Source organism: Nisaea sediminum (assembly GCF_014904705.1).
Classification (GTDB): Bacteria; Pseudomonadota; Alphaproteobacteria; order Thalassobaculales; family Thalassobaculaceae; genus Nisaea; species Nisaea sediminum.
Genome location: NZ_JACZCQ010000006.1, coordinates 272,533 through 298,735, shown reverse-complemented (window position 1 = coordinate 298,735; position 26,203 = coordinate 272,533). Strand labels below are relative to the sequence as shown.

Sequence of the window (26,203 nt, the reverse complement as noted above, 5' to 3'; positions counted from 1 at the left end):
GGTAATTCAAACCTGCACCGGATACAGTAAATCTCGACTCAGTAGCCGAGCGACGGATCGACCCGGTTCTTCAAAGACTCGCCGTTTAACAAGCGTTTGCAGTTTTCAAACACCAGATCGAGCGTCGCAGGGATATAGGAACGGTCGTCGTCCGAACTGACATGTGGCGTAAGGATCAAATTCGGAACCTTCCAGAGAGGCGAGCCGGCGGGCAGGGGTTCCGGGTCGTGGACATCGAGGAGCGCGCCGCCGAGATGACCGTCCCGGAGCGCCTCGACGAGCGCTTCGTGATCGATCACCGGCGCCCGCCCGAAATTGACGAGGCCGGCTCCTTGTTTCATCGCGCGGATGGCCTGCCGGTCGATCAGTCCCGTCGTCTCCGGCGTTTGCGGAAGAGTGACATGCACGAAGTCCGCCGCACCGAGGACGGTTCGCAAACCGTCCGGACCATGCATCTCGTCCACGGACGGATGCGGGGCTCCGCCGCGCCGAATGCCCAGCACCTTGAGGCCGAGCGCCTTGAAGGCGCGCGTCGCGGCGCCGCCCATTTCTCCGACCCCGATCACGGCAACGGTCTTGCCGGCGATCGGCGGGACGTAGACGGGATTCCAGCGGGACGCGCGCTGGTCGCTAACATAAGCGGGAATCCGGTTATGCAGCATGAGGACCGCCATGGCGGCGGACTCGGCGGTCTTTTCGGCATGGACGCCCCGGTTGTTGGTCAGGATTGTGCGCGGCGGAAGCCAGGTCAGCGGCTGCAGATGTTCGACCCCGGCACCGATGATGTGGATCCAGCGCAGGTGCGGAGCCCGGTCGCCGAGTCCCGCTGTCGGCAGGTCCCAGGTCACCAGCGCATCGGCGTCCCGCATCGATTTTTCGAAATTGTCGAGGTCCCAATCCACGCGGATATCGATACGATCCGCGGCATCCCCGTGGCGTTCGAGGGCTGCGGCGATCCGCTCGCCGGTGAACCGGAAAGCCTCTTCTCCGGCGCGGTTGTTCTTGATGTGGAGAATGAGACGGCTTGTCGGGTGCATGTCGTCGGCCGGATTGTGAGTTGAGAAAGTATGCGGCAGGTCTTCCGGTGAGTTCTTCACCGGCTTCAATGGAACCATATCGATCGGCGCCGGGCGACACTTGCTGTCGGCGCGAAACGAAATTGGTATGATTCGTGCGAGGGCTTTGATGCAAAGGCTTTGCGAAGCAATGGTTTGGCTCGCAAAAGCTTCCCTGGAATGAGATATAGGGCAGGGACAGAACCAGAGGGCCGATCCGTTCATGGCGGAGAAAGTAGATTTTAGCCTCGTCCATTTCCTGATCGTCGACGGCAACCCGCTCTCGGCCGATCTCGCACGGGATTTGTTGCTGACGATGGGAGCGACGACGGTTTTCGTTGCGCATGGCTATGACGAGGCGATCGCCGCGCTCAAATCGAACGTGGTCGATGTACTGCTCACCGAGCTGCATTTGCCGCCGCGCTCCGGGCTCGATCTGATCCGCGAGGTGCGTTCCGGAAAGACGGGCGGGAACCGCCAGATGCCGATCCTCGTGATGTCCGCCCTCTCCGCCAAGGATCATGTCTTCGAGGCCCGCGACGCCGGGGTGACCGAGTTCATCGCAAAGCCGTATGGCGTCGAGGGATTCTACCGCCGTATGGTTGGCATCATTGCGCATCCGCGCGCTTTCGTTGACAGTGACAAATATTTCGGACCCGACCGGAGACGGCGCCAGTTGCCCTACGATGGCCCGGACCGTCGGCAATAATCATCTGGGGAGCCGGTTTGACCGCCGCGAAGTCCAAATTTCTGCCTCCTGTCGAAGACCTCCGCGCGCGTGCCGTCAATAGCAGGACGGGCATGGATCTGCGTCTGAGCCCGGCCGTATTGCGACGGCTGGAGGAGGTGGTCAACGAGTCGCGCGAGCGTTTCGTGGTCGATCTCGCGGCCCGGCTGCGCAAACTGCGCACCAGCGTCCAGACGGTTCTCGACGGCGATATGACGCAGGAGGACATGCTCGCGCTGGTCTTCGACGAGAGCCTGCAGATCAAAGGGATGGGCGGAACCGTCGGCTACAACGTGCTCAGTCTGATCGCCACGACACTGAACGATTTCGTCACCGGACGGACGGAACTCGGGCGTATCCAGTTCGAGATTCTGCAGCTTCACATCGACGCCATGTATGTCGTCATCGCCGACAGGATCATCGACAATGGCGGAATTCTCGAAGATCAGGTGCTCAGCGGATTGCGGGCGGCGGTGCGGAAGTTCGGGTGATGCAGGAAGCCGGTGACAGAGTGCTCCGGTATGCTTATCTTGTCCCCGTGAAGTCACCCGGAGCGCTAGATGGCGAGCTTTGAGACCACCGATCGCAGAGCCCTTGGTATCCTTTCGGACACGGTTGCCGAGAAACTAGGTCCGTCGGACAAGGTGACGCGGGAAATCCGCAGGGCCTACACTTCCGGCAAGCAGATCGACCGCTTCATGGCGCGCGCCGCCTTCGATGCCTTGCCGGGCTGGCAGCGCACCGATATCGGCTCTGCCGCCGAGCATCTTGCTCATGCGATCATTCGCGAGGCGCTTCAGGGCGAGCCGTTCCAGACGGAGCGCGATTGGCGGGACATGGAATCGCCGCAGCGGCGGGTCCGGACGGCACGCAAGCCTGATGCCGGTGGCGATCTTCAGGCGCCGCCGCGTTTCCTCACGCGCGCGCCGCGATAGCACGGCAACGTGCGCTATCGCACCTTCCGGACCGATGGCCTGCGCCCGTCGGAAAGACGGCGTTGTTTTTCATGCTGTGCATCGGCTAGAGTTTTCGTGGATTTTGAATTTATTTCCGGAGGATAGGCCGATGGGTCGATCCTTCCGGAGCAAACGAACGTCAGGCGCCTGCCGCTCGTGCGGACAGGCCTGTTAAGGAGTTGGCGATGCGCGGCAGAGAGCCGGTGCAGACATTTTCAGTCGTTGAGCACGTCGCGAAGGAATTCGCGCGGTTTCTGAACCGTGTGCAGAACGATCAGGTCGATATCCTCGGGTCATTCCTGATCGAGAACGAGTGGGAGCAGTACAAGAAGGACGCGGAAGGCGTCGTTCAATCGCTCGAGCTGGCCGGTTTCGCAATCGTCCCGAAAGAGCCGACGGACGCGATGTGCGCCGGAGCGGACAAGACGCTTGCCGGTGGCCTGATGGGGCAGCGCGGCGCGCGGGTTTATGTCGAAGCCGTTTTCGGCGCCATGGTCGATGGCTGGATCGCGAGCTACAACCCGAACCTGATCCTCGATATCTTTTCGATGGCGCTGTCGCGCGCTTCGAACCCGCGGGCGCGGCGCGACAGCGGCATGGATTCCTCTTTCCAGCGGTTCCGCAAACATTCTCAGGACATGCTGGCGGGGCTGATCAAGAACGGCCAGGTTGTGGTTCCGGACGAGCCGACGCCGGAAATGGTGGCGGCCGGCGTGGCCGAGACGGCGGAAATCCGCAATCGCACGAACCAGCAGGTCAGCATCGGCGCGGATCCGACCTATCTCGCCAATCTCTACGAAAACATGGTCGAGGCGCGCCCTAGATAGGGACCGCCTTTCGGCCTCATCCGATCACGTTCAGGACTTGTTGCCGGGCTTGAAGGCCGAGGCGAGAAGCGTGACGGCCTGCCGGTGGCGCGCACTGCTTGCCGGAGGCGGCGGCGCGGAGCTGCGCGTACTGGACATGGTCTGCGCACCGCCGCCGCTGATCGCATTCAGCAGCGACGCGGCATTGTCCGCGGGACGCTTGCGACCTGACGCCGGTTTCCGCAGGGTGGCCCGGCCGGCGGCCGCGCTCTGCACCGCAAGTGCGCAGATATTGTTGAGGAACGGCCGGACCAGGTCGGCTTTCAATTTCTCGTCCGACTCCGCCCAGACCCGAAGGAGCAAGGAGGCCTCGCGGCGGTTGTTGCCGGTCGCTTCCAGCGCTTCCAGCGCTTTTTCCTTTGCATGGTTCTTCGCCATTCACCACCTGCCGCGTCTTGGATCGGATCCTTTGCTAACAATAACATAGTTCGAGGGCCGAAGCGTATTCCGTTCGACAGGACGCGTCCGGCGGATCCGAAACTCTTGGTCGGCGGTCCGAGCGCCATATATCGTTTGATATGCGGCCCGGAGCCGCGACAGCAGACGGAGGAGTGATGCAGGCGCAGTTCTTCGTGCAACGCGGAGCGGCTCTCCTGACGCTCTGCCTCGTTCTTCTCGGTTCCTCGCTCGCGTCCGCCCCTGCCCCTGCGGCGGGGACGGCGAATCCTCTCCTCAGCGTTGTCCGCGTGGAAGCCCGCGTTCCGGGAGATTCGAGAACCGCCTCCCGCCTCGGCACCGAGCGCGCGGGCGCAGGTGTCGTGATCGCGGATGACGGGCTGATCCTGACGATCGGCTACCTGATCCTGGAAGCCGACGAGGTTTCGGTGACCGATCGGAATGGCCGCCGTTTTCCGGCCGATATCGTTGCCTACGATCATGCAACCGGTTTCGGGCTCCTCAGAGCCTACGAGGGCCTCAGCGTGCCCTCAGTCGCGCTCGGTTCGTCAGCTGCGGTCGAAAGCCGCCAGAAGGCGCTCGCCGCCAGCGTCGGGCCGGTGCCGGCGCTGCCCGTTGAGGTCCGCTCGGTGCATCCCTTCGCCGGCGGCTGGGAGTATCTCATCGACGGGGCGATTTTCACGGCGCCTCCGATTCCGGAATTCGGCGGTGCCGCGTTGTTCGGCGAGGACGGTCGTCTGCTCGGCATCGGCTCGCTCATCCTGCAGGATGCGGACGGGAGCGGGCAGACGGGCAACATGTTCGTGCCGATCGATCTGCTGAAGCCGATCCTGGCGGACCTGCTCGCCTTCGGGCGTTCGACGGAACCGGCCCGGCCCTGGATCGGGCTCTACCCCACGGAGGTGAATGGATATCTGATCGTCTCGGGGGTCTCCGAGGGCGGCCCGGCCGAAACGGCGGGGCTCCGGTTCGGCGATCTGCTGGTCGCGGTCGACGGAGCGCCGGTGACGGACATGGCCGCCTTCTTCCGCTTGGTCTGGGCGCTCGGCCCGGCGGGGACGCGGATCCCCCTCACGGTGCTCCGGGAGGGCAAGATCCACGTCGTCGACGTCGAAAGCCGGGATCGCCACAGCTGGCTCAAGCTCGGCCGGACCTACTGACACGGCCCGGCCGGTTTTTACTTCGGGTTCTTCAGCTCGACGACGCGCTGTGGGAACGGAATCTCGATGCCGTTCGCGTCCAGTGTCTCTTTCACCGCCTTGTTGAAATCGAACAGGGTCGGCCAATAGTCGGCGGAATTGACCCAGAAGCGCAGTCCGACATTCACCGAACTGTCGGCGAGGGCCCGGACACTGACCTGCGGAGCCGGATCGGCGAGGACACGCGCATCTCCTTCGGCGAGCTTCATCAGTGCGGCGAAAGCGGTGTCGATATTGCTGCTGTAGCCGATGCCGACAACGATATCGATGCGGCGGGTCGGATGCTTGGAAAAGTTGCTGATCGCGCCGCCGATGATTTGGCTGTTCGGTACCGCGATCGACACATTGTCCGGCGTCGTCAGCTCGGTGGTGAACAGGCCGACCTCGGCAACCGTTCCGCCATTGCCGCCCGCCGTGACGTAGTCGCCAACCTTGAAGGGGCGCAGGAAGAGGATCATCACCCCGGCGGCGACATTGCTGAGCGTGCCCTGGAGCGCCAGACCCACGGCGAGGCCGGCGGCGCCGAGCACGGCGATGATGCTGGTGGTCTCGACCCCGAAGCGGTTCAACACCGCGACGACGGTGACCACGATGACGAGGTAGCGGACGATGGAGGCGATCAGCGGCTTGATCGTGCCGTCCATCCAGCCGATCCGCTCCACGGCGTTCCGTGTCGCGCGGCTTGCCCATCCGGCGACGATCCATCCAAGCAAAAGGATCACTATGGCCCCGAGGACATCGAAGCCATAGGTGGCGAGAATCAGTTGGGTCTCGTCCCAGAGGACGTTCATTTCACCGGCGACATCGACATTCATGGTCGTGTTTCTCCACGCAACGGAAACCTGAGGTCAATTGGTCGCCATCCGCGCGCGCTCTGTCAAGCGCGCGGCAGGCCTCACTCGGCTGCCGCCGCGAGTTCCTTCAGGGCGTCTCCGGAGACCGAATAGCGCAGCCATTCCTCTTCGTGCTTGAACCCGAGCCGGCGATAGACCTCGCGGGCCGGGTTCCAGTGCAGCACCGAAAGCGCGATGCGGCCGTGTCCCGCCGCCACCGCTTCCGCCGCGACAGCGGCCATCAGCCGCTTGCCGAGACCCTTGCCCCGCGCCGCTTCGGAGACGAAGAAGTCGTCGATGTAGCAGACCGAACGGCCGAGCCAGGTCGAGTAGTTGGCGGAATAGATCACGTTTCCGAGCAGGTTCCCGGCGCCGTCGTCGGCGACGACGGCCTTGAAGCGGGGCTCGGGCCCGAAACCGTCACGCAACAGGTCGGCTTCCGTCGCCTTGAGCAGATGGCTTTCCTTTACATATTCCGCGAGCCCCTGCACCAGCTTGAAGAGTTGCGGAACGTCCTCGCGTGTCGCGGGGCGGATGATGATGCCGTCGGTCATTTTTTTCTCTCGTCAATTGGAGGCCGCGCGGGCCCGGATGTCTTCATAAAGCGCGTCGGGGATCTCGACGCCGTCCCGTGCCGCCTGATCGCGCAGGATCAGCCGGCGGTCGCCGGGCAGGCGGGCCCCTTCCTGGGCGATGATCTCGGCGAACATCTCCTCGCCGCGCAGGGCGAAGCTTTCCGCACCGCCGAAGGCCGCCGAATCGAACAGCAGGATCATATGGCCAATCGAGGGCGGGGCACCGGTCGGTTCGAAGAAGGACGTTCCCTCATAGCCGAAATTGGACCCGGTGAGGGCGCCGCAGAGCAGCTCCACCATCAGGGCGAGGGCCGCGCCCTTGGCGCCGGCACTGGTGCCGCCGAGCGGCGCCATGGAACCCTCCAAGGCGGCATTCGCATCGGTCGTCGCATTGCCGTCGGCGTCGAGCGCCCAATCGTCGGGAATGGATTTTCCGGCCTTGGCGGCAAGCATCACCTTGCCGCGGGCCACGGTGGAGACGGACAGGTCGATCACCATCGGAGGCTTGCCGGGACGCGGCCAGGCGAAAGCGATCGGATTGGTGCCGTAGAGCGCCTTCTTGCCGCCCCAGGGCGCGATCGCCGACGGCGTGTTGGAGAAGGCCAGCGCAACGAGCCCCTGGTCGGCCGCGTCCTCGACATGATGGCCGGCGACGCCGAAATGGTGCGAATGGGCGATGCCGATGGCCGCGACTCCGGTCTCTTTCGCCGCCTTGGATCCTTCCGCGAGCCCGAGCGTTATCGCAGGAAAGGCAAAGCCGATGTGGCTGTCGACATTGATCACGCCCGGACGGGCACGCTGTGCCGTCGGTTTCGCGAAGCCGTCGACCTTGCCGCATTTCGCCTGTTCGGCATAGGGGGGCACCCGCGCGACGCCGTGCGAGGAAATGCCGTCCGCTTCCGCCCGCACGAGCGCGCGCGCAACGATCTCCGCCATGTCAGGCGCGACCTTGCTGTTGACGAAGGCGGCCGTAATGGTGTCCTGCAGCGGCGCGAGGGGTATCCGCATATCTCGGTCTCCGGGAGGCTCGGTTCTCGGGTGGTCGGGAGCAGGTCCGACCTTGCGACGAGGCGGCGGGCGGTGTCAACGCGGCCGCCCTCTCCGGGCAGGCACGAGACTATCCACGCGGAGTACAATTGCAGGCATGGGACATTGCTATAAGCTGCGCCTTCCTACCTTACGAGTCACACGCGTGCAATGCGCCCGGAGTCCCCTATGACCGATAGTTCCCTGATCTGGAAAACCGCGACCGAAATCCGCAATCTGCTGGCCAAGGGCGAGGTCACTCCGCTCGATCTTCTGGACGCGCTTGAGACGCGGATCTCTGCTGTCGAGCCGAGGATCAATGCGCTGCCGACGCTGTGCTTCGAACGCGCGCGCGATCATGCGAAAGCGCTTATGGAAAAGCCCGTCGCGGATCGCGGGGAACTTCTCGGCATCCCGGTCGCGATCAAGGATCTGGAAGAAGTGAAGGGGGTTCGGACCACCTTCGGCTCGCCGATCTTCGCCGACCATATTCCGGATAAATCCGACATCGTCGTGGAGACGCTGGAGAAGAACGGCGGGGTGGTCTACGCCAAGGCGAACACGCCGGAGTTCGGCGCCGGGGGGAACACCTTCAACGAGGTGCTCGGCACCACGTTGAATCCCTGGAACCAGAAGCGCAGCGTCGCGGGATCTTCCGGCGGGTCGGCGGCGGCGCTGGCCTCCGGCACCGCCTGGCTCGCGCAGGGCTCCGATACCGGCGGCTCGCTGCGCAATCCCGCGAGTTTCTGTTCCATCGTCGGCCTGCGCCCGAGCCCGGGTCGGGTCGCGCGCGGACCGGCCGGCACACCCTTCGCCAATCTCCCGGTCGCGGGCCCGATGGCACGCAATGTCGCCGACGTCGCGCTGATGCTCGATGCCATGTCCGGCGAACATCCGCGCGATCCGATCTCGCTGGCACGCCCGGCGGAAAGTTTCAGCGACGCCGTGAAGGCGCAGCGGTTGCCGAAGCGGGTCGCTTTCTCGCGCGATCTCGGCTGCACGCCGGTCGATCCGGAAGTGGCGAAGATCTGCGAGGCCGCCGCGCTCAAATTCGAAGCGCTGGGCGTCAAGGTCGAGGAGGCGCATCCGGATTTTCACGATGTTCAGGAGATCTTCCAGGCCCTCCGCGCCGAGGGGTTCTACATGACCAAGCGGAAGCTTCTGGAAGAGCACCGCGACAAAATGAAGCCGGAAGTGGTCTGGAACATCGAGAAGGCGCTCGATTACAGCCTTGAGGACTTCACCCGCGTCCAGCTCGCACGCGGCGCCTATATCCAGCGCGCTGTCGATTTCTTCGAGACCTACGATCTCCTGCTCTCGCCCGCGACCTGCGTCGGCCCCTATCCGGTCGAGCAGCGTTACGTCGAGGTCTGCGACGGCCATACCTTCGACAATTACGTCGAATGGCTGACCATGGCCTATGCGATCACCCTGACGACTTTCCCCGCATTGTCGATTCCGGCAGGCTTCACCGCCGAAGGACTTCCGGTCGGGCTTCAGGTCGTCGGAGGACCGCGCGGCGAAGCTGCCCTGCTCTCCGCTGCGGGTCTGCTCGAAGCGGAGATCGGTCATGCGGCGGCGGTTCCGATCGACCCGATCTGATTACTGTTTTCGCAAAAGGCGGCGTCTGAGCTAGAATCAGTCTTCCAATATCGGAGCCGCCTTGAACGCGAAGCCCTGGAAACCGTTCGTCGTGCCGCAGTCGGGAGCGGGCCGGCAATTCGGCCTGCACCCGCTCGACGCGCCAAGCGAACGGTTCGGTCCGCTTGGCTCCTTTGTCGAGATCTGGCGGAGCAAGTGGCAGGGAGCGGAACTGCCTTCCTGGTCGGCCTTCGATTTCTACGATTTCCGCGGCTGGTACGGCTGGATCCACGTCGACGAGCAGATATCCGAGGCCCCATTCGACATGCGCTGCCGGCTCTGGGGAACTGAGCTCGTAGACCGGCTCGGGATCGACGAGACGGACCAGCCGCTGAGCCAGTCGCCGGCGATGGTCGAGCACGATATCATCCCGTTCTACCGGAACATTCTCGCCCTGCCCGCGATCGGCACGAACGCCGGCATGGTCACGAGCTACGGGCGCGTATCGGAATGGACGGTGGTCAAGCTGCCCTGCCCGGGCCACGGCGAGGAGGCGAATGTCATTTTGTCCTGCAGCGTGCAGGGGGTTGCGCTCTCCTTCCCGCCGGAGCAGCTCCTGTCGGTCGGCCGGGACTGATCCCGCGCCCTCAGGCGATCTCCAATGCGACCTCGCCGAACGGGCCGAAACGCGCCACCACCATATCTCCGCGTTCGGCGAAATGGACGCTGGTCGTCGTGCCCGTGCTGACATAGGCGCCAGACTCCAGCGGGAGCCTGTTGGCGACCCAGGCGAGGACCCCGAGCGGGCCGCCATCGACATTGGCGGCGTTGCCGGACGCCACGTGATGCTTGCCGACCGAGAGCGAGACCGTTGCGTTCATCAGCATGTCCCGGTCCCAGTCTGTCACGGGCTCGCCCCGGACCCAGCCGTAGGAGGATCCGTTGTCGGCGATGAGCAGGGCCGGACCGGCCTCGGTCCACTCTTCGTGGCAGGACGAGACGATCTCGACGGCCGGGACGATCGCGTCGACGGCGGCCGCGACGCTCTCCGCTGTATGCGTCCGGTCTCCGGGCCGCAAGGGGGTACCGATCCTGAGGGCGAATTCCGGCTCAAGGATGATGAAAGGATAATCGTCCTTGGCGATGCGGGCCGGACTCTCGGTGGCGGTTCCTGAGAGAAGTGCCCCGTGGAACGGCCCGTCGAGGTGGAGCAGATCCCGCGCGCCCTGATTGGTGCAGCCGACCTTGTGCCCGATGATCTTTCCGCCGCGCCGGCGGAGCATCTCCGTCAGAACCGTTTCCTGGATCTTGTAGGCGTCCTCGATATCGGTGTTGCCGTACCAGTTCCGGGTCGGTGCAGGCATCTTTCCGTCCAGTCTGGCCGAGAGAATCAGCTCCGTCAGACGTGCCGTGTCTTTCATTTGATGCGTTTCCTCGTGAAATTCCGTCTTTTTTTCCATCTAAGCAGTTGAGCGCTTCCGGCTCTACGGCTATATTTTCTTTGCTGCACCGCACAATGACTTGACGGAGCCAGGATGTCCCCCGACGGAGCCATGATGTTACCGGTCGTGTCGCACGCACCGGAGAAGATCGGCCGCTATTTTCTCGAGGACCTTGCTCCGGGAATGCGTGCCGAATTCAGCCGTAAGGTCACGGGGGCGATGGTCGAGCAATTCGCCAGTGTTTCTGGCGACCGCAACCCGATCCATTTTGACGAGGATTATGCGCGCGGTACGATCTTCCGCGAGCGCATCGTCCACGGGATGCTCTCGGCGGGTTTTTTCTCGTCGCTGTTCGGAACGGTCATGCCGGGACAGGGAAGCGTCTACCTGAAGCAGAATCTCAAGTTCGTCGCTCCCGTCCGCTATGAGGACGAGGTCAAGGCCGAGATCGAGGTGCTGGAGATCCAGGAAGCGAAGAGCCGTGTCCTGTTCGCCACGCGTTGCTATGTCAACGAGCAGTTGGTCATCGACGGCGACGCATTGATCATGGTACCCAGCCGTCCGCACTAGGATGGCTGGAACATGCGGATAATTCGGAGTCTCGGGGACGTTACCTCGGACGATCGCGGCGCGATCGCCGCTGTCGGCAATTTCGACGGGGTTCATCTCGGCCACAAGGCGGTGATCGGGCAGGCCCAGCGCGCGGCGCACCTCGCCGGCGTGCCGGCGGCCGTCCTGACCTTCGAGCCGCATCCGCGCATGCTCTTCCAGCCCGACGCGCAGGCCTTCCGGCTGACGAGTGCCGCCCTGCGCGCTGAAGCGATCGCCGCGCTCGGGGTCAATATCCTGTTCGAACTCGGCTTCGACGACGCCTTCTCCCATCTCTCGGCGGAGGATTTCATCGCGCAGGTGCTGCATCGCGGCCTCGGGCTCCGGCATGTCATCATCGGTCACGACTTCTTCTTCGGCCATCGCCGCCGGGGCACGCCCGAAATGCTGCAGGAGTTCGGCATCCGGCTCGGCTTCGGCGTTTCGGTGGTGGATGCGGTGACGGAAGAGGACGGCGCGGTCTATTCCTCGAGCCGGGTGCGCCAGTGCCTGAAGGAAGGCGATCCGCGCGGCGCGGCCGCGCTGCTCGGCCGTCCCTGGGAAGTCGAGGCCGAAGTCATCAAGGGCGACCAGCGCGGACGGACGATCGGCTTTCCGACCGCCAATCTTCAGCTCGCCGACATCCTGCACCCGGCGCACGGCGTCTATGCGGTGCGGGCGCGGGACGTCGAGGGCGGCGAATGGTGGAACGGCGTGGCGAATTTCGGGCGCCGGCCGACGGTCAACGACCGCGGTCCGCTGCTCGAGGTCAATCTGTTCGACGTGTCGCCGGACCTTTACGGGCGCAAACTCCGCGTGCAATTCATTGACTTTATCCGCCCGGAAATGAAATTTAGCGGCCTCGACGAACTGAAGGCGCAAATCGCGCGCGACGCGGAAGTCGCGCGGGAGAAACTGTCCGGATAAGAGGGCGCGGGCCGGAGCGGTCCGCCCAGAGAGAAAACCGATGAGCGTGGACTACAAGACGACCGTCTTTCTGCCGAAGACCGACTTCCCGATGCGCGGCAACCTGCCGACCCGCGAGCCCGAGATTCTGGCGCATTGGGAGAAGATCGGCCTGCAGAAGAAGCTGCGCGAGAGCCGCGCCGGCGCCGAGAAGTTCATCCTCCATGACGGCCCGCCCTACGCCAACGGCCACCTGCATATGGGCCACGCGCTCAACAAGGTGCTGAAGGACGTCATCAACCGCTCGCAGCAGATGCTCGGCAAAGACGCGAACTACGTCCCGGGCTGGGATTGCCACGGCTTGCCGATCGAATGGAAGATCGAGGAGCAGTACCGCGAGAAGGGTCTCGACAAGGACAATGTCCCGGTCGTCGAGTTCCGCCGCGAATGCCGCGAATTCGCGCAGAAGTGGGTCGATGTGCAGACCGAGGAGTTCAAGCGCCTCGGGGTCGGCGGCAACTGGCAAGATCCGTATCTCACCATGACCTTCCCGGCCGAGGCGCAGATCGCCCGAGAGATCGGCAAGTTCGTGATGAACGGCGGACTCTACAAGGGCGCCAAGCCGGTCATGTGGTCGGTGGTCGAGAAGACAGCGCTCGCCGATGCCGAGGTCGAGTATCACGACCACAAGTCGACCACGATCCATGTCCGCTTCAAGGTCGTCGAGCCGAAGCATCCGGCGCTTGACGGCGCCTCCGTCGTGATCTGGACCACCACCCCCTGGACCATGGCGGGCAACCGTGCCGTCGCGGGCGGCGAGGAGTTCGTCTATGTCGTCGTCGAGGTGAAGGCGGTCGCCGAAGGAAGTCTTGCCCAGGTCGGCGAGAAGCTGGTCGTCGCCGCCGATCTGCTCGACTCCGTGAAGCAGGCGGGCAAGATCGAAGAGGTCGCGGAACTGGCACGGGTCACCGGCGCCGAGATCGCGGGCTCCGTCCTCGCCCATCCGCTGCGTGGCCAGGGCTACGATTACGACGTGCCGCTGCTGCTCGGCGATTTCGTCACCACCGATGCCGGTACCGGTTTCGTGCATATCGCGCCGGGCCACGGTGCGGACGACTTCGTGCTCGGCCAGGCGAACGGCCTCGAAATCCCTCAGACGGTGGGCGACGACGGCTATTTCTACGATCACGTCCCGGTCTTCGCTGGCATGCATGTGCTGGAAGACAACCTGAAGATCTCCGCCATCATCCGCGATGCGGGCGGTCTTCTGGCGCGCGGTAGCATCACCCACTCCTATCCGCATTCCTGGCGGTCCAAGGCGCCGCTGATCTTCCGCAATACGCCGCAATGGTTCATCTCCATGGAGACGAACGATCTCAGGCTGAACGCGCTGAAGGCGATCGACGAGACCCGCTTCGTGCCGCAGGCTGGCCAGACACGTCTCCGTACCATGATCGAGCAGCGCCCGGACTGGTGCATCAGCCGCCAGCGCGCCTGGGGCGTGCCGATCCCGGTTTTCGTCGAGAAGAAGACCGGCGAGATGCTGCGCGACCAGGAGGTGATCGACCGGATCGGCGCCATCTTCGAGGAGGAAGGCTCCGACGCCTGGTTCAACAGCGATCCGTCCCGCTTCCTCGGCAACAAGTACAATTCCGACGATTACGAGCAGAACAAGGATATCGTCGAGGTCTGGTTCGAGAGCGGCTCGACCCATTCCTTCGTGCTGGAGGCTCGTCCGGAACTGAAATGGCCGGCGGACCTCTATCTCGAGGGTTCGGACCAGCATCGCGGCTGGTTCCACTCCTCGCTTCTGGAGAGCTGCGGGACCCGCGGCCGCGCGCCCTATGACGCGGTGCTGACGCACGGCTTCGTGCTCGACGAGAACGGCCGCAAGATGTCCAAGTCGCTCGGCAACGTGACCGCGCCGCAGGATGTCATCGACCAGAGCGGCGCCGACATTCTGCGCCTCTGGGTGGTGAACTCGGACTATTCCGAGGATCTGCGTATCGGCAAGGAGATCCTGAAGCACCAGGCCGACCAGTACCGCCGGCTGCGCAACACGCTGCGCTACCTGCTCGGCAATCTCGACGGCTTCACCGAGGCGGAGCGCCTGCCGGTCGCCGAGATGCCGGAACTGGAGCGCTGGGTGCTGCACCGGCTCTGGGAACTGGACGCGATGATCCGCGACCGGGTGGACGCGTTCGACTTCCATACGCTCTTCACCCAGCTGCACAATTTCTGCGCCGTCGATCTCTCGGCCTTCTATTTCGACATCCGCAAGGACAGCTTCTATTGCGACAGGCCGGACTCGATCCGCCGCCGCGCCGCGCGGACCGTGTTGGACGAGATCTTCAGCCGGCTGACCGCCTGGCTCGCCCCGGTGCTCTGCTTCACTGCGGAAGAAGCCTGGATGACCCGTGGCACCGGTCCGGAAGAGTCCGTGCATCTGCGCACCTTCCCGGAAACACCGGCCGAATGGCGGGACGATGCGGTCGCCGCGCGCTGGGCCGAGATCCGGAACGTTCGCCGGGTCGTCACCGGCGCGCTCGAGATCGAGCGCAACCAGAAGCGTATCGGCTCCTCCCTGCAGGCGGCTCCGAAGGTCTATGTTGGCGAGGCGGCGCTGAAGGCCTTCGAAGGCCTCGACGCGGCCGAACTCTTCATCACCTCGGACGCTGAGCTGATCGTCGGCGAGGCGCCGGCCGAAGCGTTCCGTCTCGAGGACGTCGCGGGCGTGGGTGTCGTTCCGGCACTGGCCGAGGGCGGCAAGTGCGAGCGCTGCTGGAAGGTACTGCCGGAAGTGACGGAGCCGCCGGTCTGCGGGCGCTGCGCCGATGCCGCCGGTTCCCTCGAAACCGCTGCCGAATAGACCGGTGACGGACGCCGCGAAACGCAGTCTGAAGCTCGGCGGGCTGCTGGCCCTGCTGGTCGTGCTCGCCGATCAGTCGACCAAGCAATGGGCGCTCTCGACCCTGTTCCAGGACGGGCGGATCGTTGAGGTCACGCCCTTCTTCAATCTGGTAGCGGTCTGGAATCGCGGGGTCAGCTTCGGCCTGATGGCGAGCGACGATCCGATGACGCCATACTATCTCTCGGCCTTCGCCCTGGCGGTGGTGATCGGTCTCGGTATCTGGCTCTCGAAGGCGACCAGCCCGCTACTCCGGATCTCGCTCGGTCTGATCATCGGCGGCGCGATCGGCAATGTGATCGACCGGATCCGCTTCCACGCCGTGGTGGATTTCATCGACTGGCATGTCGCGGGCTATCACTGGCCCGCTTTCAATATTGCCGATAGTGCGATATCCATCGGCGTGGTGTTTTTGCTGTTTGACAGCTTTCTGGGTGACTCGCGGAGGGCGGATGCCCATATCTCGAAAGGGAGCGGCGAGTGACGCGGAAAGCGAGAGACCGGAGTGAAATTGGCATGTTGAGCCTCGGCAGGGTTCTGGGACTCACCCTTTGCGTCGGTACGCTCGGCCTGCAGGCCTGCAGCGACATCCAGTCCGCGATCGGCAACAGGAAGCAGTCTCCCGACGAGTTCGCTGTGGTGGCGCGGCCGCCGCTCAGCCTGCCGCCGAACTTCGCCCTTCGTCCGCCGACCCCGGGCGAGCCGCGCCCGCAGGAGCGCGACGTCACGAAAGCCGCCGAACGGCTGGTCCTCGGCTCCGGGACCCAGAGCACCGTTTCCGGCACTGCCGGCAGCGTCCCGTCCTCCGCTCCGAGCACGCCGGTCTCCCGCGAGACTCCGGGCGAGTCGAAGCTGCGCCAGCTGCTGCGGACGGCGGAGGCCGAGCCCGGCATCCGGAACACGGTCAATCAGGAGACCAAGAGCTTCGTCTACGAAGAAGAATACCTGATCGACAATCTCCTGTTCTGGCGCGAGAAGGCGCCGCGCGGCGTCGTCGTCGATGCCGAGGCGGAGAAGAAGCGCCTGCAGGAGAACGCGGCACTCGGCAACGCCCCGACGACAGGCGAGACGCCGGTCATCGAGCGCAAGCGCAAGGGCCTGTTCGACTAGGTCCGAGGCGCTCAGAGCGGGATGCAGCGCCGGGAGAGGCCGCCAAGGCGGTCTTCGATCTCCAGTACGGCGACCTGCATGTCATACATTTCCGAGAGGCGCTCCGAGGTCATTGTCTCCTGCGCCGATCCGGCCGCCAGCACCGACCCGGCTTTCATCAGCACCACCTGGTCGGCGTATGCGAGTGCGTGATCGGGGTTGTGCGAGGAAATCACCAGCGTTCTTCCATCCGAGGCGAGCGCCCTGGCTCGTTTCAGTATCCGGTGCTGGTTGCCGTAATCGAGATTGGCGGTCGGCTCGTCCATGACCAGCACCGGTGCGGCCTGGACGAGGGCGCGGGCGATTAGCGCGAGTTGGCGCTGCCCGCCACTGATCGCGGAAAAGGAGCGTTCCGCGAGGTCGTCGAGCCCGAGTTGACCGAGCGCGGCCCGGGCCAGCTCCCGGTCGTTCTTCCCGGGTGTCTCGAAGGTTCCGAGGAAGGGCGCGCGCCCCATCAGCACGACATCCAGAACCGAGAACGGAAAATAGCCGTCCGCGACCTGCGGAACGTAGGCGAGGCGACGTGCAATTTCCTCGCGTGAGAGGGATGAGAGCGGGATACCGTCCAGCGTGACCGCGCCGGCCTGTGCGGGAAGCAGCCCCAGCAGGGTGCGGAACAGGGTCGTCTTGCCGCAGCCGTTCGGACCCAGCAGCATTGTCACCTGGTGCGCGCCTATATCGAGGTCGAGCGCGTGTCCGACCGCATGTCCCGGATAGCCGAAGCCGAGCCCGCGGGCACTGAGCGTCATCGCCATGACCGCCGCGCCCTTGCGAGAATCCAGAGGAAGAGCGGCGCCCCGATGAAGGCGTTGAGGATGCCGATCGGGATCTCGATCCCGGTGCTGCCGCGGGCGACTGTATCGACCAGCAGCAGGTAACCGGCGCCGATCAGGACGGTGGCCGGCAGCAGCCGGCTGAATTCCGGTCCGACGAGGAACCGGGCGACATGGGGGATGATCAGCCCGACCCAGCCGACAGTGCCCGAGATCGCCACCACCGACGAGGTCATCAGCGTCGCCGCGACGACGAGCACGGCGCGTAACCGTCCGGTCTCGACCCCGAGCGCGCGGGCCTCTTCCTCGTCGAGCGCCATCAGATTGATCCGCCAGCGCAGCAGGATGAGCGGGACGATCCCGGCAAGCACCGGCGGCCAGGCCGCCATCAGGTCGTCGAAGGTGATGCCGGCGAGGCTGCCCATCAGCCAGAAGGTGATCGCCGGCAACTGATCGTAGGGATCGGCGAGATAGGTCAGAACCGATATGCCGGCGCCCATCACCGCGCCGATGACCACGCCCGACAGCACCAGCACGAGGATCGGATCGTGCACGCCCCGCACCAGCTTCGACATGAAGTAGACGATGAGCACTGCGACAAGCCCGAAGACGAAGGCGAAGGCCTGGATCATCAGGACCGGCAGCGAGAGGAAGATCGCAGTGACGGCGCCGAGGCCTGCTCCGGCGGAGACGCCGAGAATGTCCGGGGCGACCAGCGGATTGCGGAACACGGTCTGGTAGGTGGCGCCCGAAGCGGCCAGCGCGAGGCCGACGAGGAGCGCGGCGGCGAGCCTCGGAAGCCGGATGTTCAGCACCACGGTTTCCGCCGCGCTTCCGGTCTCTGTGCCACTCACGAGGGATCCGAGGGCGGCGAGCACTTCGGAGATGCTGAGCGGGTATTGTCCGACGGTGGCCGCGATGCAGAAAAGCAGGAAGATTGCGGCAAGCCCGGCGGCGGCCCATAGGCCGGTCCGCATTCCCGAAGCGCCGCCTGCAAGCGTCATTTCGAGCGCCCGGTTCCCGGCCGGGTTCCGGGCCCGAGCACCTTGGCGAGCTGCGCGTCGGTAAGCTCCAGATGGTAGAAGGTTCTGTAGAAGGCGCGGGTTTCCGGCTCCAGTTCGCCGGCGAACCGGTCCGGATAGAGCACGGCCAGCAGCCAGCGTAGCCCGATCAGGCGGTTGGCGGACGGAGGCCGGTCGAACCAGCCGAAGGGTAGGGTGGGGGAGAGATAGACCCTGCCTGCCTTTACCGCGCCAAGCGTCGCCCAGACCTCGTCTGACCAGACCCGTTCGTAGAAATTCGGATCGGTGGTCAGGATGACGTCAGGGTTCCAGGCGAGCACCTGCTCCATCGAAACGGAGGCGAGATTGCCGGAACTCGCGACCTCCTCGGCGACATTCACAGCGCCGGCATATTTGAGGAGTTCCGAATTGATTGATCCGCCGACGCCGGTCCGCAGCCCGTCCGCGCCGCGACCGTAATAGACCCGGGGTGCCGAGGAGCCGACCGAGAGGGACTGCCTGACGGCGGCGAGGTCGGCGAGGATGCGTTCGGCCTCCCGTGCCTTTGCCTCCCCTTCCGCCGGCCGTCCGATCAGATTTCCGGTCGCACGGAAGGCTGCCGGAATCTGGTCGAAGCTGCCGTCGATCAGGACATAGGGGATCCCGGTCTGGGCCTGCACCCGGTCGGCCAGCGAGATATAGGTCGGCCTGAGCGAGCCGTAATCGAGGATCAGATCCGGCTTCGATGCGAGGACGGTCTCCAGATTGGCGCTGCCGCCGCGCCCCGTCAGCCGGCCGATTTCCGGCAGGTGGGCATAGGCTTGCGGCATCAGATCGCGTTCGTCGGGACGGGGCGAGCGCGTCCATCCGGCCATTAGATCCGGGGCGAGCATGTAGAGGAATATTCCCGCCGGCGGTCCCGCGGGGAAGACCTTGGTCACCCGCTCGGGTACGGGTACCGCGCGTCCGGCGGAATCGCTGAAGGCCGCGGCGCCGGCATCCGCCGCCGCTCCCAGCAGCATGCCGAACGTCAGACAGAATCGGATGATATCTCTGAGCGTCACTCTCGCAGGATGCATCCTGTCCTCGCCTGTCGCCATTGTTCCCGCCGGGACTTTGTACCATCTTGCAGTCAGGCGGTATGAACGACAATCGGGACCCGCCGCAACCGGGAGATTCTTTCATGAAAATCAGCGCACGCAATGCTCTCACCGGCAAGGTGGTCGAGTTTCAGGAAGGCGTGGTCACCGCCGTGATCACGATCGATATCGGGAATGGAAATCACGTCATTTCGTCGATCACAATGGACTCGGCGAAGCGGCTTGGGATCGAGGTTGGCAAGAAAGTCACCGCGATCATCAAGGCCTCCGATGTAATGCTGGCGGTTGATTGATCCAAGCCGCCCGGGAGACGAAGCAGAGGGGCATTTCGCTCTTCGCTGCAGGCAGTCTTGAGGCTGCGCTCGGCGCCGTCGTCGCCGAATTCAACTCCAAGACAGGACATCCGGTCCGGGCGATCTTCGGTCCGTCCGGACTGCTGCGCCAACGCATCGAAGACGGAGCGCCCGCGGACCTGTTCGCCTCGGCGGACATGGCCCATCCCGAAGCGCTCCGGCGGGCCGGGAAAGCCGGCGAGGTTGCGCTCCTCTGCCGCAACCGGCTCTGCGCGCTCGTCCGTTCCGAGATCGAGGTCTCGCCGGAGGCGCTGCTCGACGTCCTGCTGGATGAAAGCGTCCGTGTGGCGACCTCGACACCTGTCGCGGATCCGGCGGGCGATTATGCCTGGAAGCTGTTCGGCAAGGCAGAGCGGCTGCGCCCGGGAGCGTTTGCAGCCCTTGACGGGAAAGCTCTCAAATTGACGGGCGGCGCGGATGCGCTGCCGGTTCCGGCTGGACGCAATCCCTACGGCTGGATTCTCGAACGAGGGTACGCCGACCTGTTCCTGACCTACCGGACGAATGCGTCGATCGCCCGGAGCGAGGTAGGCAGTCTGAAAATCATCGACCTGCCGGAAGCACTGGCTGTCGGGTCCGAAAACGGACTGGCACTGCTGCGGAGCGCGCCGCCGGAAGCCGCCGCGCTGCGGGACTTCATCCTTGCTGAGCCCGGAAGGAGCCTCCTGGCGCAATACGGCTTCGATCTGCCCTGAGAGACGGCCTTGTTCCTGCCGCAAACCTGTCCATATCTCGAAGGGTCGAAAGCCGTTCTGCCGGCGACGCAACCCAGGAGACTGACCCCGTGAGATTTCCGGCCATCGGGCGAGGCGCGCTTTTCCTCGCCCTGTTCTGCATCCTGATCTCCGGCGGGCCCGCCGGGGCCAAGGTCTACGAGCCTGAGAGCTTCACCCTGCCGAACGGCATGCAGGTCGTCGCCATCACCGACCAGCGTGTGCCGGTTGTCACGCACATGGTCTGGTACAAGGTCGGAGGTGCGGACGAGGCGCCGGGCGAGACCGGGCTCGCGCATTTCCTCGAGCATCTGCTTTTCAAGGGCACCGAGAAGGTGCCGTCCGGCGAGTTCTCCCGCATCGTCTCGCGCAACGGCGGTCAGGGCAACGCCTTCACCGGATATGATTACACCGCCTATTTCCAGACCATCGCCTCCGACAAGCTGCCGCTGGTGATGGAAATGGAAGCCGACCGGATGACGAACCTCACGCTGGATGAGGACGAGGTTGCGGCGGAACGCCAGGTGGTGCTGGAGGAGCGGCGATCGCGGGTCGACAACAGCCCGGCCGCGCTGCTGAGCGAGCGGACGAACGCGGCGCTCTATCTGAATTACCCCTATCGACGCCCGCTGATCGGCTGGGCGCACGAGATCGAGGCGCTGACGCGGGAGAACGCGCTCGCCTTCTACCGCAAATGGTATGCCCCGAATAACGCCATTCTGGTCGTCGCGGGGGACATCACGATGGAGCGGCTGATGCCGTTGGCCGAGAAGTATTACGGCGTCATCCCGGCCCGTCCGGTGCCGGAGCGGGTGCGGCCCGCGGAGCCGGAGCAGATCGCCGCCCGCCGCGTCGAGCTTGCCCATCCGCTGGCCGCGCAGGAAAGCTGGACGCGGCGCTGGCTGGCGCCGAGCCGCTTCTGGGGCGAGAGCCGCCACGTGCTGCCGCTCGCGGTGCTGGCGGAGGTGATCGGCGGCGGCTCGACCAGCCGGCTCTACAAGAAACTTGTGATCGAGCAGAAGATAGCGCTCTCGGTCGGGGCTTTCAGCGGCGGCGGCGATATCGGTCCCTCGACCTTCGGCTTCTACGGCGTGCCCGCTGAAGGGCACAGTGTCGAAGAGCTTGAGAAGGCGATCGAGACCGAACTGCAGGCGATCCTGCGCGACGGTGTCGATCCGGCGGAGGTCGCGCGTGCTGTGAAGAGCATGAAGGCGAGCGCGGTCTACGCCCGCGACAGCGTCACCGCGCCGGCCCATGCGGTCGGCCAGGCGCTGGCGGTCGGGCGGACGATCGAGCAGATCGAGAACTGGCCGGAGGAAGTCGGTGCGGTTACCGCGGAGCAGGTGATGGAGGCGGCACACGCGATCCTCACCAAACCGGGCCATGTCACCAGCATCCTGCGCCCGAAACCGGCGAGCTGAGGAAAGACAGATGACGAAGATGCTTCTCCGTTGCGCCGTTTTCGCCCTCGGCACCCTTCTCGTCCTCGGCCACGCTGGCGGCGCCGAGGCGATTGAGATCCGGCGCGTGGTGAGCCCGGGCGGGATCGAGGCCTGGCTGGTCGAGGATCACAAGAACCCGATCATCACGCTCTCCGCCTCCTTCAAGGGCGGAGCGGCGGCGGATCCCGACGGCAAGGAAGGCCTTGCGGACATGGTCGCGGCTTTGCTCGACGAAGGTGCGGGACCCTATGACAGCGAGGCCTTCCGGCGGCAGCTCGAGGACCGTGTGATCGGCCTCGGCTTCAGCGCCGGGCGGGACGGCTTCAGCGCCCGCCTGCAGACCCTGACAGAGAACTCGGATACGGCGTTCGAGCTGTTGCGCCTCGCCATGACGGAGCCGCGTTTCGATCCGGAACCGGTCGAACGCATCCGGGCGCAGATCGTCTCCTCCCTGAAACGCAGCGCGACACGTCCGCAGACCATCGCCAGTCGGACCTGGTGGCGCGCGGCTTTTCCGGATCATCCCTATGGTCGGCCCGACAGCGGTACGGTCGATAGCGTCGGCCGGATCACGGTTACGGATATGAAGGGGTTCGCGGGCAGGGTGCTGACTCGGGACCAGATGGAGATCGGCGTGGTCGGCGACATCGACCCGGAGCGGCTGGGCCTGCTGCTCGACCGGACCTTCGGCGCCCTGCCGGACACGCCCGCGCCGACGACGCCGGAGGCGGCGCAGCTCAGCGCGGTCGGTGAGACCTTCGTGGTCGAGCAGGCGGTGCCGCAATCTGTCGTCGTGTTCGGCCATCGCGGGATTCCGCGCGACGACCCGGACCGTTTCGCCGCGGCCATCCTGATGGAGATCATGGCCGGCGGTTTCGGCTCCCGTCTGACGGAGGAGATCCGTGAGAAGCGCGGCCTGACTTACGGGATCTACGCTTTCAGCCTGCCGCTGGACGGCGCGCAGATGGTCATGGGCGGGGTCTCGACCCGCAACGACAAGGTCGCGGAGACCGTGCGGTTGGTGCGCGAAATCTGGGCCGGGATGGCGGAGAACGGACCGACCGAGCAGGAGGTGCGGGATGCCAAGACCTATATCAACGGGTCGTTCCCGATGCAGCTCACGAGCTCGGCGCCGATCGCGGGCATGCTGGTCTCCCTGCAGCGGGACAAACGTCCGCTCGACTACCTGGAGAAGCGTCCGGAACTGATCGATTCGGTGACGATGGAGGATCTCAGACGGGTTGCGAAGCGCCTGTTCCATGCGGACGAACTGACCTTCGTCGTGGTCGGTCAGCCGAAGGATCTGAAGGCCACGGCCCCGGTGCCGGAGCCGCGGTCCTGAGATTGCCGGAAAACCGAAAGCGGATGCGGGAGAGCGCCGTTCCTATGGTGGTTCGGCCGGACCGCATCTGCTAGATTCGGTAACCATGAAAGCGCTTCATCTGACGGCCGGGCCGCTCTGGCATGATTTCTCCGCGACATTCGAGGGCAAACTCGGGCCGGGCGGTCTGTCCGGTGCCGCCTTCGCCGCGCTTGCAGAGCCGGCCGCGGCGTCGCTCGAGGGCCTGCGCCGCAAGCGGGAGAACGGCGAACTGCCGCTGCTCTCCCTGCCGTCGCGCATCGACGATCTCGAGCTCGCCGAGACGCTCGCTGACGATATCCGCCGCCGCGCGGCCGACGTTCTGATCCTCGGGATCGGCGGCTCCAGCCTCGGCGGCGCGACGATCTGCCGCTTGGCGGAGAAAGGCGCCGCCTTCTCGCCGAACGCGCCCCGGCTGCATTTTCTCGACAATATCGATCCCGCCACTTTCACAGCGATCTACCAGCGCGTCGATTTCGCGAAGACCGTTGTTATCGCGATTTCCAAATCCGGCGGCACCGCGGAGACACTCTGCCAGACGCTGCTGCTGCACGACGCCTACGTCGAGGCCGGGCTCGACCCGGCGCGGCATTTCATCGCGATCACCGAGCCCGGCGCCCGTCCGCTCCGAAAGTTCGCGGAGAAGACCGGTTGCCCCTGCCTCGATCATGATCCGGATATCGGCGGGCGCTATTCCGGACTCACACTGAACGGTCTGTTGCCCGCCATGATCGTCGGGCTTGATGCGCGCGCGATACGCCGCGGTGCCGCTGCCGTGACGGCGGCCGCCCTGGAGGCGAACCGGCCGGAGGAGAGCGCGCCCGCGGTCGGCGCCATGATCAATGTCGGACTGCTGCGCGAGCGCGGCGTGACGCAGAGCGTGCTGATGCCCTACAGCGACCGGCTCGACCGGATCGGCGACTGGTACACCCAGCTCTGGGCCGAGAGTCTCGGCAAGGGCGGCAACGGCACCACGCCGATCGGCGCGCTCGGCGCGGTCGACCAGCACAGCGCCCTGCAGCTCTTTCTTGACGGGCCGCGCGACAAGCTCGTCACCATCGTGCAGAGCGACGTCGCCAATACCGGCGGACGGGTGAACGGCAGCGCGACCGAACTGATGGGCGAGGGACTCGCCTATCTCGAGGGCCGCACCATGGGCGACCTGCTTGACGCGGAGCAGCGGGCGACCGCGGAGACCCTGATCGCCAACGGGCGGCCGACCCGGATCATCCGCACCGCGAAGGTGGACGAGGAAAGCGTCGGCGCCCTGATGATGCATTTCTTCCTCGAGACCATGGTCGCCGCGGACCTTTTCGGGGTCGATGCCTTCGACCAGCCGGCGGTTGAGCAGGGCAAGGTCCTGGCGCGGCGCTATCTCGCGGAGATGGGCGGGTGAGCGCCGTCGCGGAGCGCATGGACGAACGCATCGGGCGGATCCGCCGCCTCCCCGACGGGCTGGTCAACCGCATCGCCGCCGGCGAGGTTGTCGAGCGGCCGGCGAGCGCGGTGAAGGAACTGGTCGAGAACGCGCTCGATGCCGAGGCGACGCGGATCGACATCGTGATGCGCGACGGCGGGCGGACTGCGATCAGCATTACCGACAACGGCGTCGGCATGACCCGCGAGGAGCTGGAGGTCGCGGTCGAGCGGCACGCCACCTCCAAGCTCAAGGGCGAGGACCTGACCAATATCATGAGCCTCGGTTTCCGGGGCGAGGCGCTGCCTTCCATCGGTGCCGTCAGCCGCATGACGATCACCACGCGCGCGGCGGCGGCCGGGCCTGAGGACAGCGCCTGGAGCCTTTCCGTCGAGGGCGGCCGGGTCGGCCCGGCGGAACCGGCGGCGCTCGGCCAGGGGACGCGGATCGAGGTCCGCGACCTGTTCTACGCGACGCCGGCACGGCTCAAGTTCCTGAAGGCGGCGCGTACGGAATACGCTCACGCGGTCGACGTGATCGAACGCCTCGCCATGGCGCATCCGCATGTCGCCTTCTCGCTCGGCGACGGTACGCGCACGAGCCTGCGCCTGAACGAGGCCGCGGGCGATCTCTTCGAGGCGCGGCTTGTCCGGCTCGGCGCCGTGATGGGACGCGATTTCGAGGACAACGCGCTGCCGATCGAGGCGGAGCGCGAGGGCATCCGGCTTTCCGGTTATGCGGGCTTGCCGACCATCAACAAGCGGACGACGAGCCACCAGTTCCTCTTCGTCAACGGCCGCCCGGTCCGGGACAAGCTGCTCTACGGTGCGGTGCGCGGCGCCTATATGGATTTCATCTCGCATGACCGGCACCCGATGCTGGCGCTGTTTCTCGACGTCCCGCCCGAAGTGGTGGACGTGAACGTGCATCCGGCAAAGACCGAGGTCCGCTTCCGCGAGCCGGGACTGGTGCGCGGCCTCATCGTGGGGGCGCTGAAGCACGCGCTGACCGCCGCCGGGCACCGTGCCTCGACCACGGTTTCGAACGCGGCCCTCGGCGCGCTCGGGCGCTCGGCGGAAACCGCCGGCGCGCCGCATTACCAGTGGCAGCCGCCGAGCTATACGCAGACCCATGTGCCGCGCGGCATGGCCGAAGCGGCAATGGCCTATCAGGCTCCGATCGGCGGCATGATGCAGGATGTCGCGCCGCAGGCGCGGGCCGAGGCCCCGGCGCCGGAGAGCGCAGCGCTGCAGAATCATCCGCTCGGCGCCGCACGGGCACAGTTGCACGAGAACTACATCGTCGCCCAGACCGGCGAGGGCGTGGTCATCGTCGACCAGCATGCGGCGCATGAGCGGCTGGTCTATGAGCGGATGAAGAAGGCGCTGGAGGCGGACGGCATCAAGCGGCAGATGCTGCTGATCCCGGAAGTGGTCGAGCTGGACGAGAGTTCCGTCGACCGGCTTGGCGCGCGGGCGGAGGAATTCGCCGAGCTCGGCCTCGTACTGGAGCCGTTCGGTGCCGGCGCCGTCGTTGTGCGCGAGGTGCCGGCCCTGATGGGCGAGGCGGACGTGCAGGGGCTGGTGCACGATCTTGCCGAGGAGCTGACCGAGTTCGGCGAGGCGATGGCGCTGAAGGACAGACTGGCGCATATCTGCGGCACCATCGCCTGTCACGGCTCGGTCCGTTCCGGGCGGCGGCTGACGGTCGAGGAGATGAACGCGCTGCTGCGCGAGATGGAGGCGACGCCCCATTCCGGCCAGTGCAACCACGGCCGGCCGACCTACGTCTCGCTCTCCCTCAACGATATCGAGAAGCTGTTCGGGCGGCGCTGAGC

General features: G+C 65.4%; 27 protein-coding genes. 18 read left to right on the top strand and 9 right to left on the bottom strand.

Translation table 11 applies throughout. The features are described 5' to 3' along the window. Nucleotides 1-38: 38 nt before the first annotated feature. Nucleotides 39-1,115, bottom strand: coding sequence for a D-2-hydroxyacid dehydrogenase (locus tag IG122_RS13460; protein WP_193184344.1), 1,077 nt, complete (start codon nucleotides 1,113-1,115; stop codon nucleotides 39-41). A 163-nt stretch (nucleotides 1,116-1,278) separates the two neighbouring features. On the opposite strand from IG122_RS13460, the gene IG122_RS13455 reads away from it, so the two are divergent. The 4 genes from IG122_RS13455 (at nucleotide 1,279) to IG122_RS13440 (ending at nucleotide 3,565) form a co-directional block, all read left to right on the top strand. Then, nucleotides 1,279-1,764, top strand: a complete 486-nt coding sequence (locus tag IG122_RS13455; RefSeq protein ID WP_193184342.1) for a response regulator — start codon at nucleotides 1,279-1,281, stop codon at nucleotides 1,762-1,764. Nucleotides 1,765-1,856: 92 nt separating this feature from the next. After that, a complete protein-coding gene (locus IG122_RS13450; RefSeq protein ID WP_193184340.1) occupies nucleotides 1,857-2,273 on the top strand; it encodes an Hpt domain-containing protein in 417 nt (138 codons plus the stop codon). Between the two features lie 69 nt (nucleotides 2,274-2,342). Next, complete coding sequence (locus IG122_RS13445) at nucleotides 2,343-2,717, top strand: hypothetical protein (RefSeq protein ID WP_193184338.1); 375 nt, start codon at nucleotides 2,343-2,345, stop codon at nucleotides 2,715-2,717. 206 nt (nucleotides 2,718-2,923) lie between these two features. Then, a complete protein-coding gene (locus IG122_RS13440) occupies nucleotides 2,924-3,565 on the top strand; it encodes a hypothetical protein (protein ID WP_193184336.1) in 642 nt (213 codons plus the stop codon). A 30-nt stretch (nucleotides 3,566-3,595) separates the two neighbouring features. Here the strand turns inward: IG122_RS13440 and IG122_RS13435 are convergent, their stop codons facing one another. After that, nucleotides 3,596-3,982: a hypothetical protein gene (locus tag IG122_RS13435; RefSeq protein WP_193184334.1), complete on the bottom strand. Its 387-nt coding sequence runs from the start codon at nucleotides 3,980-3,982 to the stop codon at nucleotides 3,596-3,598. 176 nt (nucleotides 3,983-4,158) lie between these two features. Between IG122_RS13435 and IG122_RS13430 the strand changes: the two genes are divergently transcribed. Beyond that, nucleotides 4,159-5,160 carry a S1C family serine protease gene (locus tag IG122_RS13430; RefSeq protein ID WP_193184332.1) on the top strand — a complete coding sequence of 334 codons (1,002 nt, stop codon included), beginning with the start codon at nucleotides 4,159-4,161 and terminating at the stop codon, nucleotides 5,158-5,160. Between the two features lie 17 nt (nucleotides 5,161-5,177). Here the strand turns inward: IG122_RS13430 and IG122_RS13425 are convergent, their stop codons facing one another. The 3 genes from IG122_RS13425 to IG122_RS13415 all read right to left on the bottom strand — a co-directional run bounded on the left by IG122_RS13425 (nucleotide 5,178) and on the right by IG122_RS13415 (nucleotide 7,615). Then, nucleotides 5,178-6,014 carry a mechanosensitive ion channel family protein gene (locus IG122_RS13425; RefSeq protein WP_226893561.1) on the bottom strand — a complete coding sequence of 279 codons (837 nt, stop codon included), beginning with the start codon at nucleotides 6,012-6,014 and terminating at the stop codon, nucleotides 5,178-5,180. Between the two features lie 80 nt (nucleotides 6,015-6,094). Beyond that, nucleotides 6,095-6,586 (bottom strand): GNAT family N-acetyltransferase, encoded by a 492-nt coding sequence (locus tag IG122_RS13420; RefSeq protein ID WP_193184330.1) that lies wholly within the window; start codon nucleotides 6,584-6,586, stop codon nucleotides 6,095-6,097. 12 nt (nucleotides 6,587-6,598) lie between these two features. Next, nucleotides 6,599-7,615: an Ldh family oxidoreductase gene (locus IG122_RS13415; protein ID WP_193184328.1), complete on the bottom strand. Its 1,017-nt coding sequence runs from the start codon at nucleotides 7,613-7,615 to the stop codon at nucleotides 6,599-6,601. 207 nt (nucleotides 7,616-7,822) lie between these two features. On the opposite strand from IG122_RS13415, the gene IG122_RS13410 reads away from it, so the two are divergent. After that, nucleotides 7,823-9,235, top strand: a complete 1,413-nt coding sequence (locus IG122_RS13410; protein WP_193184326.1) for an amidase — start codon at nucleotides 7,823-7,825, stop codon at nucleotides 9,233-9,235. 61 nt (nucleotides 9,236-9,296) lie between these two features. Continuing rightward, nucleotides 9,297-9,851 carry a PAS domain-containing protein gene (locus tag IG122_RS13405; RefSeq protein WP_193184325.1) on the top strand — a complete coding sequence of 185 codons (555 nt, stop codon included), beginning with the start codon at nucleotides 9,297-9,299 and terminating at the stop codon, nucleotides 9,849-9,851. A 10-nt stretch (nucleotides 9,852-9,861) separates the two neighbouring features. Here IG122_RS13405 and IG122_RS13400 read toward each other — a convergent pair whose 3' ends face one another. Next, nucleotides 9,862-10,635 (bottom strand): 2-keto-4-pentenoate hydratase, encoded by a 774-nt coding sequence (locus tag IG122_RS13400; protein ID WP_193184323.1) that lies wholly within the window; start codon nucleotides 10,633-10,635, stop codon nucleotides 9,862-9,864. A gap of 114 nt (nucleotides 10,636-10,749) precedes the next feature. Here IG122_RS13400 and IG122_RS13395 point away from each other — a divergent pair, with 114 nt between their 5' ends. The 5 genes from IG122_RS13395 to IG122_RS13375 are packed head-to-tail and all read left to right on the top strand — an operon-like array spanning nucleotide 10,750 to nucleotide 16,168. Further along, on the top strand, nucleotides 10,750-11,226 hold the full coding sequence (locus IG122_RS13395; RefSeq protein WP_226893560.1) for a MaoC family dehydratase: 477 nt from the start codon (nucleotides 10,750-10,752) through the stop codon (nucleotides 11,224-11,226). 12 nt (nucleotides 11,227-11,238) lie between these two features. Beyond that, on the top strand, nucleotides 11,239-12,171 hold the full coding sequence (locus tag IG122_RS13390) for a bifunctional riboflavin kinase/FAD synthetase (RefSeq protein WP_193184313.1): 933 nt from the start codon (nucleotides 11,239-11,241) through the stop codon (nucleotides 12,169-12,171). A 40-nt stretch (nucleotides 12,172-12,211) separates the two neighbouring features. Continuing rightward, nucleotides 12,212-15,019, top strand: coding sequence for an isoleucine--tRNA ligase (gene ileS / locus IG122_RS13385; protein WP_193184311.1), 2,808 nt, complete (start codon nucleotides 12,212-12,214; stop codon nucleotides 15,017-15,019). Nucleotides 15,020-15,023: 4 nt separating this feature from the next. Beyond that, nucleotides 15,024-15,542 carry a signal peptidase II gene (gene lspA, locus IG122_RS13380; protein WP_319024885.1) on the top strand — a complete coding sequence of 173 codons (519 nt, stop codon included), beginning with the start codon at nucleotides 15,024-15,026 and terminating at the stop codon, nucleotides 15,540-15,542. Between the two features lie 32 nt (nucleotides 15,543-15,574). Beyond that, the gene (locus IG122_RS13375; RefSeq protein ID WP_193184307.1) at nucleotides 15,575-16,168 is read left to right on the top strand and encodes a DUF3035 domain-containing protein; all 594 of its coding nucleotides are present in this window, start codon (nucleotides 15,575-15,577) and stop codon (nucleotides 16,166-16,168) included. A gap of 11 nt (nucleotides 16,169-16,179) precedes the next feature. Here the strand turns inward: IG122_RS13375 and IG122_RS13370 are convergent, their stop codons facing one another. The 3 genes from IG122_RS13370 to IG122_RS13360 are packed head-to-tail and all read right to left on the bottom strand — an operon-like array spanning nucleotide 16,180 to nucleotide 19,060. Beyond that, nucleotides 16,180-16,962, bottom strand: a complete 783-nt coding sequence (locus IG122_RS13370) for an ABC transporter ATP-binding protein (RefSeq protein WP_226893559.1) — start codon at nucleotides 16,960-16,962, stop codon at nucleotides 16,180-16,182. Continuing rightward, nucleotides 16,953-17,984 carry a FecCD family ABC transporter permease gene (locus tag IG122_RS13365; protein WP_193184305.1) on the bottom strand — a complete coding sequence of 344 codons (1,032 nt, stop codon included), beginning with the start codon at nucleotides 17,982-17,984 and terminating at the stop codon, nucleotides 16,953-16,955. Before IG122_RS13365 ends, IG122_RS13370 begins: the two co-directional genes overlap by 10 nt. Then, complete coding sequence (locus IG122_RS13360; protein WP_226893558.1) at nucleotides 17,981-19,060, bottom strand: iron ABC transporter substrate-binding protein; 1,080 nt, start codon at nucleotides 19,058-19,060, stop codon at nucleotides 17,981-17,983. The genes IG122_RS13365 and IG122_RS13360 overlap by 4 nt, the downstream gene beginning before the upstream one ends. A gap of 104 nt (nucleotides 19,061-19,164) precedes the next feature. On the opposite strand from IG122_RS13360, the gene IG122_RS13355 reads away from it, so the two are divergent. From IG122_RS13355 to mutL, 6 genes are all read left to right on the top strand, one after another. Further along, nucleotides 19,165-19,374 carry a TOBE domain-containing protein gene (locus IG122_RS13355; protein WP_193184303.1) on the top strand — a complete coding sequence of 70 codons (210 nt, stop codon included), beginning with the start codon at nucleotides 19,165-19,167 and terminating at the stop codon, nucleotides 19,372-19,374. Further along, complete coding sequence (locus IG122_RS13350; RefSeq protein ID WP_193184301.1) at nucleotides 19,371-20,129, top strand: molybdate ABC transporter substrate-binding protein; 759 nt, start codon at nucleotides 19,371-19,373, stop codon at nucleotides 20,127-20,129. The genes IG122_RS13355 and IG122_RS13350 overlap by 4 nt, the downstream gene beginning before the upstream one ends. 89 nt (nucleotides 20,130-20,218) lie before the next feature. Next, a complete protein-coding gene (locus IG122_RS13345) occupies nucleotides 20,219-21,568 on the top strand; it encodes a M16 family metallopeptidase (protein WP_319024884.1) in 1,350 nt (449 codons plus the stop codon). A gap of 10 nt (nucleotides 21,569-21,578) precedes the next feature. Next, entirely contained in the window at nucleotides 21,579-22,931 is a 1,353-nt protein-coding gene (locus tag IG122_RS13340; protein WP_193184299.1) for a M16 family metallopeptidase, read from the top strand. Between the two features lie 85 nt (nucleotides 22,932-23,016). Then, nucleotides 23,017-24,345: a glucose-6-phosphate isomerase gene (locus IG122_RS13335; protein WP_193184296.1), complete on the top strand. Its 1,329-nt coding sequence runs from the start codon at nucleotides 23,017-23,019 to the stop codon at nucleotides 24,343-24,345. A gap of 17 nt (nucleotides 24,346-24,362) precedes the next feature. Then, nucleotides 24,363-26,201, top strand: a complete 1,839-nt coding sequence (mutL, locus tag IG122_RS13330; RefSeq protein WP_193186084.1) for a DNA mismatch repair endonuclease MutL — start codon at nucleotides 24,363-24,365, stop codon at nucleotides 26,199-26,201. Nucleotides 26,202-26,203: the final 2 nt, after the last annotated feature.